We start from the raw sequence: 16,108 nt of genomic DNA, 5'->3' as shown, positions 1-16,108 counted from the left end.
ATGCTATATTTTATTTCAAATAGTCTTCTTTAATATGCACTCGAATGAGTTCTACTTCTCCCGAACGACTAAAAATCTTGTCACTTATTTCCTTATTGAGGTCTAAACCGTCAAAAGTGTTTATTTGGCCATCTTTCATCTTAACCTCAGACTTATGCGCTTCAGCTAAACTATAGATTACAGGCACTTGGCAGTAGGTAAATACGAGTTCTCCTTTATTAATCTCTAATTCAGATTCTGTATGTTCAACGTTGATGTAGTTAAACATGCTTGTCTCTTCTAAAAACTCTTCTTTACGAAGCATACAAGGGTTAAAAACCAATTTTCCGCCTCTCATAAAAACACCAAGCTCTCCAAAACGACTTAAAATATCTTCTTTTACTTGGCCCGTCATACCTGGCTGTTGCGCCCCTTTACCCGCTGGTGTGTGCGAATAAGGATCCGTTGGAAATGCGCCATAAAGTTCTGGTGATTTATGTACTCCAATACCTTCGTTGATTTCGTAATAATGTTCTAAAAGTCTTCCAACAACCTCATCACTTTCATTCGCTTTAATTGCTTTTTGACAACACTCCATTACCGCCAATTGAAGTTTTGAAACCATATGCCAATAGATTGACCCTAGACCTTCATAGCCATAAAAAGTCCCAGAACGTCCTGTAAATGCTTTATGATTAAAAATGTCTTCAAAAATTTGAAGCACTTTAGATTGATCGGACTCAACTAAACTACCATAAGCTGTAGTTTCTAAATTCTCCAATCCTGCTTGCAAGTCATTAGCATTTTTGAAATTCCCATTAAAATGGTATTCTCCTTTAATGTCTTTATCAATAATCTGGGTATTTCCATCTGCTACTAACTTCTGTAATAAGTCTGAATTATTTACAGCACTAGATGGAATTGTATTTCGATCCATAAAACCTTTAAGGTTTTTATATGGATACAGTATATAACTGTATTGGTCATCCCTAAAAAGTTTACTGCGCTTTAAACCATCCAAGACTGCCAAATTCTCCTTTGAGGATAAATACCCTGAACTTAAGACGGCCACTTGTCCTTCTAGCATTTCATCTAGATATGACACCGAAACTTCTTTATCATTCTCGACCGTCATCAGGTTATAAGCATGATAAATCTCATCTTGTCTCTTGTTAGCTTCAATAGAATGTTCTAAATGTTTTAATGCAGACTTTGTAAATAATTTAATATCACTAAAAGATAATGTTGATTTATCTCCTGAAAACGACTTTCCATAAACGGTTTCTCTATAGTTGCTTCCCGCTTTACCTAAAGCATCTAAAATTTGTTTTCTAGTATAATCATTAATCGAACCATTCAATACAGATTCGTTATCTCGCAAAGTAGATTTTACAGCCTTAAAGAAGTCGGCTAATTCAGTAGCAACTTCAATTGTATCTGTATTTGAATTTTGAAAAACTTTATCAAAGAAATTCAGAAAGCGTCTTAGGTAGTATAAAGTCACCATTGAAACGCCATTACCTACCAAAGCATTATTAGCGTCATTCCATTCTGGACGTTGTGTATTCATCCAAATACCACCCTCTGGAATAAAGTTAGAGAGTTTAGCTAAAGTTGTCGCTAAGATTTTTTCCATAAAGTTAGCACGAACGACGTCTCCATTAGCATACTGCAGCAAAGCACCATCTGCACCAATGTTATCTCTATTCGCCCTGATTTTATGATCTGAATCTTCATCGAATTCAATCGTATCTTTTGGGTCTTTTAGTAAATCTTGATACCCCTTAATTCTGTAAGGTACGTTGGCATAAATAAAAATATCTTGACTGAAAAAACTTTCTAATTGACCGGGATTATAATCTTCAATAAATTCCAAGAATTTCAACAAGTAAATAATTTGATGATCTCCCCAATACCCAATGTAAGACCAAGGATCGTCAGGCTCTATAATTTCCCAATCAAAACCTCCTTTTGTTACGCGATACGGGTTATAACCATCGAACGTTGTTGCGTTTAAGAATTTATGAATCATGTTTTCAATAAATTCTGGATATGAACATGCTAAGGCTTCCCAATTCTGGAAGATATCACGCCAATTCCCTTCATAATCTAAAATCTTAGAGCCATCAACCTCGCTTCTAGTATTAATTGAGAACTTATTCCAAGGACGGCTAGGGTCGCCATGACGTCTGCTAAATTTTAGCGGCATATACTCTAATGCTAGCCTTCTGAAATCTTTATCTTCACTCCAATTCGCATATTTTCTTAAGACTTGTAAAGAGAACGTTTCTGGTAAGTCCTCCAAAAGTTTTTCGCTTGTGCGATAGACATCTTTATTGGCCTTGGCAAGATAATTCTCAAAGTCCCATTTTTCAATAATGTAGCCATCATCGAAGATACCACCTCGCATTATATTGAAAAGTGTATTTGAAAAATGTCTCGTATCTCTATAATTATCTGACGTTAATTGCAACGCATCAGAAGATGCATTTAATTTAATGAGCTTTTTGGTTCCTAAATCAATGTTTTGATTTAAGCTATCTAGCAACCCTGAATCCTCTTTTATCTGAGTAGATATTTGAACAATATCGGAATGATCTTGATTAACATTGGCAACAATAAACCACTCTTTATTTGTATTTGAAGTCAATTGTATATCTGCATTAATAAAATAGGCGCCTTTCTCGGCCTTTATATCCGTTTCTTGGTGGACATCTTCAAAATTTCGAAATGCATCAAGTTGTAAAGAGGATAAAAGATACTTCGGGTTTTCTAGTCCCAAAGACCAAGCAATGTTTGCTTTTAAAGCTTCACTTGGCTCTGCTTTATCAACAATAATGGCACTTAGAGCAAAAACTCCAAGTCCCGAATCTTCAACTAACTCTGTTCTCTTATAAGCATCTACCAAATTACTGCTTGCATTCTGCAGAGCACTACTAACGCCATAAGGTAATACGTTTTGAATACCATCAAGTACCTTTACTTCAATAGGTAATGACGATCTATTAGAAAGTTTTGATTTCTTTACAAAACCAAATTTATTACTAGAACACCATTCGTATCTAAAGGTCAATTCTAAATCGAGATTCTCTTCTTCAAAAATTATAGCATTACCATAAACGCTTTTGTAAAGATTAACTTGGGTATTGTAATTATCTTGAAATCTAATAGAAAATGGTTCCCAAATAAATTTCTTGCCATCTTTAGTGACTTGAAATATAGATTTGGCGCCAGTAATATCTGAAGACTCCGTAATTTTGTCATCCGAATAATAGGGAAATAAAGCATACTCCGCGTTTTTGCGGCCAGCTGTTAAACCTCCATTACTTGATATGAACATCCAGTGATTGGAATCACTCACAATACTCATAAAAAACGGACGCATTTGATCACTATTAGAAATCTTAAAATAAGATTTACCGTCTATGGTTACAGGATCCAATTTTACCTCATTAGAATTTGTATCTTTCAAAGTATCTATTTGGTTAGTCATTAGTATTAATTAAACTGTAATATATTTAAGGCATAGGGTTAAAAAAGGTCAAAAATCTTGTTCTTTTTTGACCTTTTAGACGACTAAAATTATTTAATTAGCAGAATAAACTCTAACGTAATCTACAAGCATCTCCTGCGGAAATACAGTATTTGCATTTGGGTTTCCGTCAAATGCTCCTCCAACAGCTAAGTTTATTATTATAAAAAATGGTCCATTATTAAAAACCCAATCACCGGTAACATCATCAGGTTTGATTTGATTATATAAAACATCATCAACATAATAATTAATATAATTTGGACCCCATTCAATACCATATATATGGAATTCATCTACTCTTGAGTTTTCAAATGCATATTCTTTTGAGATGGCATTTCCACCAGAATATCCAGGTCCATGTACCGCTCCACTTATAATAGTAGGCTTGGAGCCACCATTTTCCATGATATCAATCTCACCACAAAGTGGCCAAACTACAGTTGCTGGATTATCTGGATCCTCAGGACCCTCTTGAATATTGGCACCTAACAACCAAAATGCAGGCCACATGCCTTTTCCAAATGGCAGTTTCATTCTCGCCTCAAAGCGACCATATTGTTGTTCAAACAACCCTTTAGTTAAAATTCTTGCAGACGTATAACCGGAGCCTTCAAAATCTTCTTGTATGGCCGTGATTTTAAGCATTCCATCTTCAACTACTACGTTCTCAGGTCTATCCGTGTAGTATTGAAGCTCACCATTTCCCCAACCATTATCACCTGTGCCGATGTTATAAGTCCACATTGCGTTATTAGGCGCTCCATCCACATTAAACTCATCTTGCATTGTTAAGTTGTTAAAATTGGTAACATCTTGTGTTTCGTCTGGATTACAGCTTAAAGCAATAGCTCCTATTGTAATAACTACCAATAGAGAACATACCAATTGAAAAGATTTTGATTTGATTTTATTTTTAAAATTCATCATGTTTTCTTATTTATTAATTTTCAGCGTAGAAATAGATATTATCCAAAGACAAATTAGAAATTGTCCCATCGGATACAAATAACATCATACCTAAAGCATCTCTCGCGCTTAGACCAGCAAAATCAGATAAAGGAATATCAAATTCGACCCATTCATTGCTTGCTAAATCGGTCCCAGAAATTTGATATGAGCCTAATATTCCATTAGGTAATGTAAAGTTATTATGCAATTCCATATTAATATAATCTGATGCATCAACTGTTTCGTTAACTCTGAATTCTATATGAAGATGAGTCATTTCAGTTGCATCAATTGGCGGAACACCACTTCCCTCTCTACCATAATATTCAATTGCTACAAAATTAAGCATGGTGTAATCAATAATATTATTACCATTCTCGTCAATAGCACCGCCAAGTGTTGTTTGGAATGGTTCATAGAATCCGTTATAATTATCTACTGGCACATTAGCAAACACATCACTAAATATAGATATGACATTTATATTAGTTGCTTGTACAGTTAATGAACCTGAAGCAGAAACACCAGCTACAGAAGCTGTAATTAAAGACGTATTATCACCGTTTTCACCTGGACCGTCTACTGTAACTACACCATTTTCGCTTACAGAAGCTACAAATGGATTGGATGAACTAAAATCAAAGTAGTACGGTGTTGCCGAAACTGTTACATCTTGGCCACTTCCTGTATTAGCCGTATAAGTTAATCCAATTATTGGCAAAGACGTATCTACATTAGCTTGAGCCGTTTGGTCTTGGCCACCTAATATAGCAGGTCTTGGCTGACCTAAAGTACCTAAACTTTCAAAACGTAATTCATCTATCCAAAATGTAAAACCTACCCCATTTGTACTCTGAGTTCCAGCAGAAAATAAAAACATTCCTCTTTCTTGTACTAATTTAGATGGGTCAGGTATTGGAATAATATATTTTCTCCAATCTGTAGAAAGTTCTAAATCATTTATAGAAACAGCATACTTGTCTTCCACAAAATCACTTCCAAATCCTACTGTACCAATAGCTGCCGTTGTTGATCCTTTGGCCCAAAAGGTTAGCGCATCGTAACCAGTTAAATCTCTTCCTGCACCACGATCTCTAAAAATACCTCCAATAAATCCTCCATCTGGATCCGTCGGAGTAGGTACATCTATTCTTATAGAAGTTGTCCCTTCAAAAGCTTCATTATCATCGGTGCCAAAACCATTGGTATTTGCTCCAAAAGCTGGATCAAAAGATTCAAAAAACTCATCTGTTAATCCAACAGGCGCATCTGTAAATATATCGGCTACATTAGGAAATGTGGCTAAGGTGACATCATCTGATGCATCTCTTTCACAGCCTGTAATCAAAACCATCACAAGAACCGATAAAAAAATCAATTTCAATTTAATATTTATTTTATTCTTCATCATTTGCGTTTTTTATTTACCAATATTGATATGTACATATGTTCTTATTTCCCACTCTGAGCCATCAGGAAAACCTATTGGACTAATTGGTGGCGGTGCATTAGGGTTGGTTGCATTAGGATCTGCCGCGAGCGGAGAATACCTTGGAGAATTAACGTCTAAAGAACGCCAGGTACCTCTAATGCCTACTGTAGTACTCGGTAGAATAAACCAATCTGGTTTACCTAGCGTTGTTGATACATCTAACATTAGTTGAAGCGGATAGGTTAAGTTAAAATCTCTATGATAATCAAAAGGTCCCCAATCATTCACCTTAACGTGTCCTTGAAATTTCATATTATTAACTAACGCTCTAATATCTCCTCCAAAACGTTTAATCGTTCTATCTGAATCACCATTAGCCTGACCATTACCATAATAGAAATTTCCTATAATCCCGATATCTGGACCAATTTTAGATACCATTCTCGAATGCACTTCCCAAAGATCTTCTGCTGGTGCGGAGTTTGGGAATGCAAAGAATGTACGATTAGCTAAAAATCCAATATGCGCATCTTGGGTCGTTGGTAAATGACGATAAACAAAGCCTAAATTTGCAGCAAATTTTGCACCCTCTGCTCGATCGTTATTCCACTCATAGAACCAAGTTCCTGGATCAGGGTCAAAAGTAATTAAAATCTCACCTGCGGTAGTTTCCCTATTGCCTCCTCTTACCGCAAAAGGATCATCTATAACGTTTCGTAATCTTCCAGGTGCACCTACATCATTTGGCATAGGATCTACAATTGGTTGTTGCCACATAAAATTCGGTGCTATTTGAAAATTGCCAACGGAATATGTAAAACCTGTAAGGAAATTAGACATGTTACCACTGCCAGTATCCTTGAGTTTCCATCCGGTAAAAGTCAATGTTTGGTCAACTCCACCATTAGCAACCAATCCCATAACGCCTCCTTGAGCATACCAGTTGAACTTTCCTCCTTCATAAACAACCTTAGCCTTTCCTCCCCAGTTATCCTCAGAGCGTACCTCATCTTCTATTACAACACCATTTCTTATATCCTGAAATGAACTACCATTTAATGGACTACCGGCCCATATACCTCCAAGTGTTAAACCAAATTTACCAAATTCACGCTCTACAACGAGGGTTGCTCTTTCTGAGGGCCAAGCAGGAATTACACCACTTCGTACTTGGTTTGCATCTAAAACACGCCTACCCGTATCGTCAAAAGTGATATCAGTATTTAAGTCTCTATGATAAATACCTGTGACATCCCAATGTTTAATGGTTCTATGATATTTTAATAGTGCTGTTGGATTGGCGCCCCACCATAATTGTGGACCAAATGCAGCTTTCAAACCATCTAGATCGCCTTTTCCATCTATTTCCAATCCTAAAATCTCACCATTATATATATCTAGATTAGGACCATAATTAGATTCAGGATACAGACCAAAAAAGTCACCCTCATATCCCCAATGATAATGTCCTGTTCTGTAGAAACCTCTTAAATCAAAATCTTTGGCATTCCATTCAAACTCTGCTTGGTAAACGCGTAACCTGTTAAAATCTGGAATTTCCACGTCAAGGTCATTACCTCCTTCTACGCCAACTACTGTAATTGGTCTACCAACATTTTCGTAAAATATTTCATTGATAGGATTCTCAGCTACATTGCCTAAAATATTGAAATTTACCTCAGCCCTCATATTTGGTGCTGGGTTACCTTCAATTCCAACAAAGTAGGATTGCATGTGGTCAAAGCCTAACTGATTAGGGAATGCATTTGCATTAGGATCTTCATTGTCTGGAGTCGTAATCAACGAGCCTCCAGTATTAAAAGTTGTAAACCTTGCTTGTAAATTGCTTATCCTGATCTTTTGATCGCCTCCACCATCGAGTGCAGCTTTGTCGCCACGAGCTCTCAAAACAGCATCCATTAATTGTATGTTGTTAAAATAATTATCCACAAATTCTAGAGTCATGCCTTCAGAATATGGATTTAGTTGATGTGCGTCCTTTAAAGCGTAATAAGCCGCTCTAGGATATAATTCGTAAAGCCCTCTTGGATCAGTTGCGCCTTTGGCGCAGATACCGAACCATTCTTCATTCATATTATTGACACCCTCTGCCGTCAGATCTCTTGAATAGCCACCATTAGACCAAGATGCATTGTTATCATGGACATCTGCATTCTTTCTATCATCAAATCCAAATTTCCACCAGCCATCACTAAATTGAAACGTGAAGCCTCCAATGGAATTACCTGCCTTTCCTAGTCCAGATGCATTTTCATAAATCTCTTTCCAATTTTCAACCATATAGTAGGCTTGAGAATATTGGTCTTCTTTATTATCTCTAGCATTGAATGCATCTGCTCCAAATTCTGTAAACATTAAAGGTATATTGAGTTTTTCCTTTACTACTTGAAACATATCTCCAAAAGAAGCACCTCTATAGGTATTTGTGCCATAGATATCAATATCGGGGCATTCTTCTGCAACAATATCTATAAATAACACATCTCCGTTACATATAGCAACAGGATGATTTGAGTCTAAAGCCTTCATAGCTTTGGCAGCTTCATTCATTAACCTATACATTGGTCTTCCACGGTTTTCTCCAACAGCTTGTTTCTGCTCCTCACCTTCTGGAAAATCCTCTGTTTCTGCGCCAGCCCAGAACAATCCATAGTTATTCTCATTACCTAACAGATATAATAACAGTCCTGGAGTATCCTTATATTCCTCAACTAAACTTGTCATTTCGCTCATTAAGAACTCCTTAGTTACTTCGTCATCATAAATCGTAACAGGTGTCCAAACACCATTTAACGTTAATCCATAACGTCCAAAAGAATGGTTGAGCATCGTGTAAATACCATAATTTTCGTAGATATATTGAATCCATTTCGCTGGTACCCCTGTATATTGTCGTATTACATTTACACCCATATTTTTTAAGAGTGCCATCTCCCTATCCAGGGCTGATTTGATTATATCATCGGATTTTTTAAATAAACCCGCATCAACAACATCTGTACCAATAGGGATATAATCCCAATTCATACCATTGATCATAAAGTCCTTTCCGTTAACCACTAATTTGGATCCGGAAGCATCATTTACTACTGAAACTTTAGCTGATTGAGCAAATACTGAAGTTGAAAGCAGTAAAAGAAATAGTCTTAAAAAAATATTTTTCATACATCGTTATTTTTAAAGTTGGTAGTTCTGTAGTCTTAATAAAATTGTACCTAAATACTATTATGTAAAGACTGCATAAACAAGCATAATCATAACAGGAACTAAGAATAGGTATATAATATTTGGGGATTATAGTCTTAACCCACAAGTAGATTAAATAATTTTATCCACCTGTACTAGGTAATTGAGACAATAAATCTGTTAAAGAATTAATTTTTAACGTTTATAACAGATTTATTGTCTTTTGATTTAATTATTATTATGAACTTAATTTAGGTGATTAACTCTATAATAAAACTCTCCTCTTACTGTCTTACCAGTTTAAACGACCACCAGCCATCACCTGCGACTGCAATATCGAGCTCCATAGTATTACCTCCATCGGTTAATTCTACTATATAGGTAATTGAATCAGCAGCATCTATTGGAGATGCAATCTCAGCACCGTTTATAACTTTTGCCAAACCTAAGAAGGCACCTTCACCATCAATGGTTAACGTTCCTGCTCCTTCATCATAGGTGTATGTTGCCGAAGCCGTTCCATCATGAGGGAAAACTGGAGTACCACATTGCTCTGGATCAAAGCCTTGCCATGGCTCCAACCATGTCTCAGAGCCCAGTACATTTTGGAAAGATCCATCTGCATTAAACACATACTGATCATCAAACAAACAGTCTCTTGTAGTTACATCAGTATCTGCATTTGACCACCATGATACATCATTTTGTCCCGGACCAACACCTAGAGCTCCTGCTTCTGGCGCTAAGACCCATGTACCTTGTACACCTGTAGGCACAACGTCTTTTACCAATTTAAATGACCACCAGCCATCACCAGCTACTTGAATATCTAATTCTAAAGTATTTCCGTCATCAGCTAGTTCTGCGATATAAGTAATTGAATCTGCAGCATCTGTTGGAGATGCAATCTCGGCACCATTAATAACTTTTGCCAACCCTAAGAAAGCACCTTCACCTTCTATGGTAAGTGTTCCTGCAGTTGCATTGTAATCGTATGTTGCAGAAGCCGTTCCATCATGAGGAAAAATTGGAGCTCCACATGCTTCCGGATCCACACCTTGCCATGGCTCTAACCATGTTTCAGATCCTAATACGTTTTGGAATGATCCATCTGCATTGAACACATACGTGTCATCGAAGAAGCAATCTCTTGTAGTTACATCAGTATCTGCATTTGACCACCAAGACACATCATTTTGTCCTGGTCCAACTCCCAAAGCACCTGCCTCTGGAGCTATTCTCCATACTCCCTCTAGTTGTGATGGTGCAGGTGGAGCATCTTTAACAAAATTAAATTGCCACCAACCATCTCCAGCTACTGGAATATCTAAAGTTAAAGATAAACCATCATCGGATAAGGTCGCTTGATATGTTCTTGAATCAGGTGCAGTTTCACCCGCTGCAAGTTCAGCACCATTAATTACTTTGGCTAAGCCCATAAATGCACCTTGACCATTAACAGTTAATGTACCTGCAGCATCATTATAAGTATAGCTGGCACTGGCGTTGGCAGAACCATCATGAGGAAACACTGGTGTACCACATTGCTCGGGATCGAATCCTTGCCAAGGCTCTAACCAAGTTTCATCTCCCAATATGTTTTGGAATGACCCATCTTCGCCTAAGACGTATTCATCATCAAATAAGCAATCTCTAGTAATAACATCTTCATCTGAATTAGAAAACCAAGATACATTACCTTGACCAGGTCCAACACCTAAGGCACCTGCTTGTGGAGCTAAACGCCAAGTACCTGCTATAGGAGAACCAGGAGTAGGATCTGGCTCTACGACATATATAACAGTATGCTCTTTAGTTATTGAGACATCTTCCTTACCAGATAAAGAAGCTGTAACAGTAATGGTATAAGTTGCAGATTCTAATGGATACTCATAAGAAACCATGGGTCCACTAGTCGTTTGAATAACGTCATCAGTATCGCCATTACCATTTGGTATATCAACTCCATTTGGATCACCAAAATCTACAGTATATACAATACGACCATCTGGTGGAATTGTTGTTGCAATAACACCTGTTTCATTACCTTCTGCATTTAACGTTGCTATATTAAAATCTAATCCAGCAATTATGTTTAAGTCATCTTCTTGTTCACAAGAAAATGGTGCACTTAGCATTAATAATGCTAGAATACAATAAACTCCTTTTTTTAATAATTTCATTTTATTCAATTTTTATTTAATAATTTCTTTTTAGTATCCTGGATTTCCCCAACGTTCTACAGCTTGCGCCAATTCAAGTTCAACTAAAGGAATAGGAAATATTCTGTTCTTTGACTCGTATGTTACGGGATCAAAATCTGTTGGTTTCGTTGCATTGTAATCATCAAAAGCACCTTGAGCTCTGTCTGTTCTCACCAAATCAAAGAAACGATGGCCTTCGCCAGCTAATTCTTTTCGTCTTTCTGCATAAATCGCATCTAGTAGACTTCCTTCAGCAGCAGTATAATCATGGCTATTATTTCCATAGGCTCTAGCTCTAACCTGATTTAAGTAACTCTCTGCATTTGACCCACCACTTTGAGCCTCAGCTTCAGCAGCCATTAACAATACATCCGCAAAACGGATAGCTCTATAGTTCTGAGGGTGTGTCAATTGAGCAACACTTTCTCCCAAATCTGCCTTACGAGGCATATATTTGTGATTATACATCCCTGTATCTTCATTTGGTGGTGTATAAACTGAATTATCCTCTAATGCTGCCAAATCTCTTAGATCGAAAATAGTTAGATCTCTTCTCATATCATCATCATCAAAAGCATCATATAATTGTGGTGTCACTAAATTGAAACCCCAACCAGAGGCATATATTGGATCATTGAATGGCGATCTTGGTCCATTAAATTGGATAAAATAATTACCCTCACTACAAGCTATACATCCCCAGCCTGCACCTTCAACATTTGTGTATTGTACTTCATAAACGGATTCTGGACCATTTTCACCAGCAGTTGTGAAAAGATTCGCGTAATCCTCGCCAGTTACTAAACTATATTGTCCACTATTAACGACTTCATTTAAAACTGTAGCGGCTTGCGTAAACTTATTGTTATACAAATAAACTTTACCTAATAATGCTTGCGCCGCGCCTTTTGTAGCCTTATAAGGTAGATCTTGAGTTATAGGCAAGTCAGGAATTGCCTCTTTTAAATCTTCTTCAATAAGTTCATAGGTTGCTGCAACGCTTTCTGTTCTATCCATACTAAATTGCTCTCCTGGAATTACCGGAATATCAACAATTCTGTTTACACCATTGCGTTCTTCTACTTTCAAAGGAACGTTACCAAAAAACTTAGCTAATTCAAACGTATAATATGCTCTTAAAAAATAAGCTTGAGCTATAATTTCGTCCTTACCGTCAAACTCTATTTTATTTTTGTTCTGAAGCACAAAATTGGTGCGATTCATTCCTGCATTCATTAAAGTCCAAATATCCCTTATCTGATTATTATCAGCAGGTGTGTGATCCATTAAGTTGACATTTTGAAGCGTAGGCTGATCTATCGAAGAAGCATCGCCTCCTGCAATAAAATCATCCGATGCCACAACACTAGTTAACACATTCCAAAAGGTAGCTTGCAATAAATCGTAAGCACCAATCAAAGCATCGTCATATTCCTCTGGTGTATTAAAGAAATTGTCCGAAGTTATCGGTATAGGCTCTACCTCTACAAAATCATCACAAGATGATGTTGCAAAAAGGAATAGCACCCAAACGTATTTTAATTTTAAAATCTTTTTCATAATTTTTAAAAGTTTAAGTTAACACCTACTAAATAAGACTTGGCAACAGGATAGAATCCTTTATCTATCGTTCCTGCAAGAGGACTTCCTGTACTTGCACTTGGATCATAGCCAGAATAATCCGTAATAGTAAATAAATTATTACCTGAAAGGTATATTCTCAGCTTATCAACTCCTAGAGAGGATACTGTTTTTTCTCCAAAAGTTAATCCAATTTGTACATTTTGTAAACGTAGAAAAGAAGCATCTTCTACATAAAAGTCAGAAAACGTATTTGTACTGACAGAACCGTTGGCAAAGCTAGGTGTGGAATTACTTGTCCCTGTTCCCTGCCATCTATCCAATGCAAACGTTCCTATATTTGCTGTTGGAATTTTACGCTCATAATCCCTTACCATATCGTTACCAATTGAAGCAAAGGCATTAGCACTAAAATCTATATTCTTATATCTGAAACCTATATTGAAACCCATTGTAACATCTGGGATAGGTTCTCCAATAACTGTTCTATCGTCTTCATCTATATACCCATTTCCATTGCGATCTACAAATTTTAAATCTCCAACTTCAGCACCCGTATGAAAAACGCCGTCATTATCTGCTGCATTTGCATTTAATGCATCTATCTCTGCTTGCGTCTGATATACACCGTTAGTTTCATACCCAAAATAATGACCCAAAGAAAAACCTGGAACCATACGAGATATATTTATTTGATTTATCCCCACGCCAAACTCACCAGTTGTTGGTGGAATATTTCCGTTAACAGAAGTGACTTCGTTCTCCAAAGTCGTTAAATTAAAACCTATATTAAAGTCAATATCTTCTGAAAAGCTATTGTTATAAGCAATACTAAACTCAATACCCTTGTTCACTACAGTTCCAGCATTGATTGTAGGAAAGACCGTTGGACTCAAACTCGTATTAATTAAACCAGATGCTTGAGGGTCAAACAATAAATCATTGGTCTGCTTTCTAAATGCATCTACTGTAAGACTAACTTTATTGTCGAAAAACCTAGCATCGAAGCCAACATTGAGTGTTTCTTGCTCTTCCCATTTTAAGTTGGGGTTTCCAGGAACTCCAGGTGCGACACCCAAAAGAATGTCCGTCTGTGTAATAGCATTTCCTGGCGCAACTGAACCTTCGTTGTCCAAAAGTGTAATAAACCGGAAATCCGGAATCCTATCATTTCCTATGATACCATAACTTGCTCTAAGTTTCAAAAAGTTAATTGTATTGCTATTACTTAAAAAATCTTCATCTGAAACATTCCACCCTATAGAACCAGAAGGGAAGTATCCAAATTTATTATTAGGCCCAAATCTAGATGATCCATCTCGACGCAACACGGCAGAAAAGAGATATTTCCCTTTATAATTGTATTGTACTCTAGTAAAGAAAGACTGAAGCCTTACATCGAACATATCAGCTCCATTTTCTAATTGATCTTCTCTAAAACGTGGTACAAGTCTTCCAGTGACCGGATCTATTTTATTTGCAACTGACCCATCGGCAAAAGCATCATCAACAGAGTTACTGTCATTCGCCAAAACAAATCCTGTTTGACCATAAAATCGTCCTCTTGTTCTAAATGCAGAACCACCCAGAAGCACTGTTAGGTTATGATCTTCATTGAACGTATCTTCGTAAGTGATATAACCATCAAACGTATAATCCGTAAAAAAGGCACTATTATCTACAATTTCATTACCACCACTAGAACTAACAAATTGACCATTATCGTCCGTCTCTATCGAAACAGGACGAACACTTCCTGATTTGCTAAAATTATTACCAAAATCAATTACTGGTCTAAAAATATCGTCCAAAACATTAGCATAATTAATTTGAAGTTTTGAACTTACGGTAAACTTTTCAAAAAATGTATAATCCAAACCTAAGGTAGCACTATATCTATCTATGGTTGTAATATTATGAGTATTTGCTATTTGAGCCAGTGGATTCACTATCTCTATAGCGTCAACACTAGTTGGTGAAGTAAAATTACCATCTATATCAAATATTGCAAGATTTGGATTTATATTAACGGCATTGTATAAAGGAGCCCCTATACCATTTTCTCCAAGATTGTTCTTCTTAGAATTAGTATAAATCCCTGTAGACGAAAGCTTCAAATTATCCAGAATATCATATTGATAAGAAAATCTTGCGGTTGAACGTCTATAATTGGATTTGCCCGCACCTACAATACCATCTTGGTCTAAATTAGAAACACCAAAACTATATGCCGACTTTTCGCCACCCCCACTGACACTAAAATTAATATCTGAAATCGCTGCGGTTTGGAATACCTCATCTTGCCAGTCCGTTCCAGTTTGAGGGTACTCAAAAAATACAGTTTCACCTAAAGCATCGTTTACATATATAGCATAATCTCTAGGACCTAAGACATCTATTTTTTGCGATGTGGTTTGAAATCCAGAATACACATCAACACTATATTTGAGCTCTGATGCCTTTCTACCGGTTTTTGTTGTAATTAATACCACACCATTTGCCCCCCTTACACCGTAAATACCAGCAGTCGCATCTTTTAAAACATTTATAGATTTTATATCGTTAGGGTTCAATACTGACAAATCCTCGATGACATTACCATCTACCAAAATTAACGGCCTACTATCTCCATTTGTAGACACACCTCTTATCCTTATGTTCGCTCCAGCACCGGGAGAACCAGATGTAGATGTTACATTGACACCCGCTATTTGTCCTTGTAAAGCTTGCTCAACACGCTGAGGATTTAATTTTTCGATGGCTTCTGTATCCAGAACAGATACCGCTCCTGTTGATTCTTTTTTCTTTTGAGTTCCATACCCAATAACCACTATTTCGCTTAATGATTCTGCATCCTCTTGAAGCGATACGTTAATTGGTTCTGAACTCTTAATTGTAATCTCTTGGGTTATAAAACCTATATATGAGATTACGATAACAGAATTGATGGGCACCTCGTTAAGTTTGAAATTCCCGTCAAAATCTGTTGATGTCCCTTTCGCAGTGTTTTTTAATAAAACATTTACGCCAGGAAGTGGTTGACCCGAAGATGCCTCTATAACTGTACCCGTTACATCCACAGTTTGACCAAACACTGCCATGGAAAAAAATACAGCAAAGAGTGTAAAAAAATTGATTTTCATAATTAGCTACGTTAGTTAATGCAACTTAATATAAAAAATTGCGGAATTCGCAAAATTGCACTATACATAAAATATACAA

General features: G+C 36.7%; 7 protein-coding genes. All 7 read right to left on the bottom strand.

Annotation, left to right across the window (positions count from 1 at the left end; genetic code table 11):
• Positions 1-10 precede the first annotated feature (10 nt).
• Entirely contained in the window at positions 11-3,472 is a 3,462-nt protein-coding gene (locus H7F21_RS14510) for a hypothetical protein (RefSeq protein ID WP_185790030.1), read from the bottom strand.
• Between the two features lie 93 nt (positions 3,473-3,565).
• Positions 3,566-4,441 carry a glycoside hydrolase family 16 protein gene (locus tag H7F21_RS14505; RefSeq protein WP_185790029.1) on the bottom strand — a complete coding sequence of 292 codons (876 nt, stop codon included), beginning with the start codon at positions 4,439-4,441 and terminating at the stop codon, positions 3,566-3,568.
• A 13-nt stretch (positions 4,442-4,454) separates the two neighbouring features.
• Entirely contained in the window at positions 4,455-5,846 is a 1,392-nt protein-coding gene (locus H7F21_RS14500) for a carbohydrate-binding protein (protein WP_246431497.1), read from the bottom strand.
• Positions 5,847-5,882: 36 nt separating this feature from the next.
• On the bottom strand, positions 5,883-9,080 hold the full coding sequence (locus H7F21_RS14495) for a glycoside hydrolase family 2 TIM barrel-domain containing protein (RefSeq protein WP_185790027.1): 3,198 nt from the start codon (positions 9,078-9,080) through the stop codon (positions 5,883-5,885).
• A gap of 305 nt (positions 9,081-9,385) precedes the next feature.
• A complete protein-coding gene (locus H7F21_RS14490; RefSeq protein WP_185790026.1) occupies positions 9,386-11,284 on the bottom strand; it encodes a hypothetical protein in 1,899 nt (632 codons plus the stop codon).
• A 30-nt stretch (positions 11,285-11,314) separates the two neighbouring features.
• Positions 11,315-12,865 (bottom strand): RagB/SusD family nutrient uptake outer membrane protein, encoded by a 1,551-nt coding sequence (locus tag H7F21_RS14485; RefSeq protein ID WP_185790025.1) that lies wholly within the window; start codon positions 12,863-12,865, stop codon positions 11,315-11,317.
• A 5-nt stretch (positions 12,866-12,870) separates the two neighbouring features.
• Positions 12,871-16,029 (bottom strand): SusC/RagA family TonB-linked outer membrane protein, encoded by a 3,159-nt coding sequence (locus H7F21_RS14480; RefSeq protein WP_185790024.1) that lies wholly within the window; start codon positions 16,027-16,029, stop codon positions 12,871-12,873.
• Between the last annotated feature and the right edge of the window lie 79 nt (positions 16,030-16,108).

This window comes from Winogradskyella flava (assembly GCF_014243395.1).
In the GTDB taxonomy this organism is placed as follows: Bacteria; Bacteroidota; Bacteroidia; order Flavobacteriales; family Flavobacteriaceae; genus Winogradskyella; species Winogradskyella flava.
This window is presented reverse-complemented; position numbering and strand designations above follow the sequence as displayed.

Coding starts and splice junctions, on each gene's coding strand:
- H7F21_RS14510 (WP_185790030.1), bottom strand. CDS start 3,472: ATGACTAACCAAATAGATACTTTGAAAGATACAAATTCTAATGAGGTA.
- H7F21_RS14505 (WP_185790029.1), bottom strand. CDS start 4,441: ATGATGAATTTTAAAAATAAAATCAAATCAAAATCTTTTCAATTGGTA.
- H7F21_RS14495 (WP_185790027.1), bottom strand. CDS start 9,080: ATGAAAAATATTTTTTTAAGACTATTTCTTTTACTGCTTTCAACTTCA.
- H7F21_RS14490 (WP_185790026.1), bottom strand. CDS start 11,284: ATGAAATTATTAAAAAAAGGAGTTTATTGTATTCTAGCATTATTAATG.
- H7F21_RS14485 (WP_185790025.1), bottom strand. CDS start 12,865: ATGAAAAAGATTTTAAAATTAAAATACGTTTGGGTGCTATTCCTTTTT.
- H7F21_RS14480 (WP_185790024.1), bottom strand. CDS start 16,029: ATGAAAATCAATTTTTTTACACTCTTTGCTGTATTTTTTTCCATGGCA.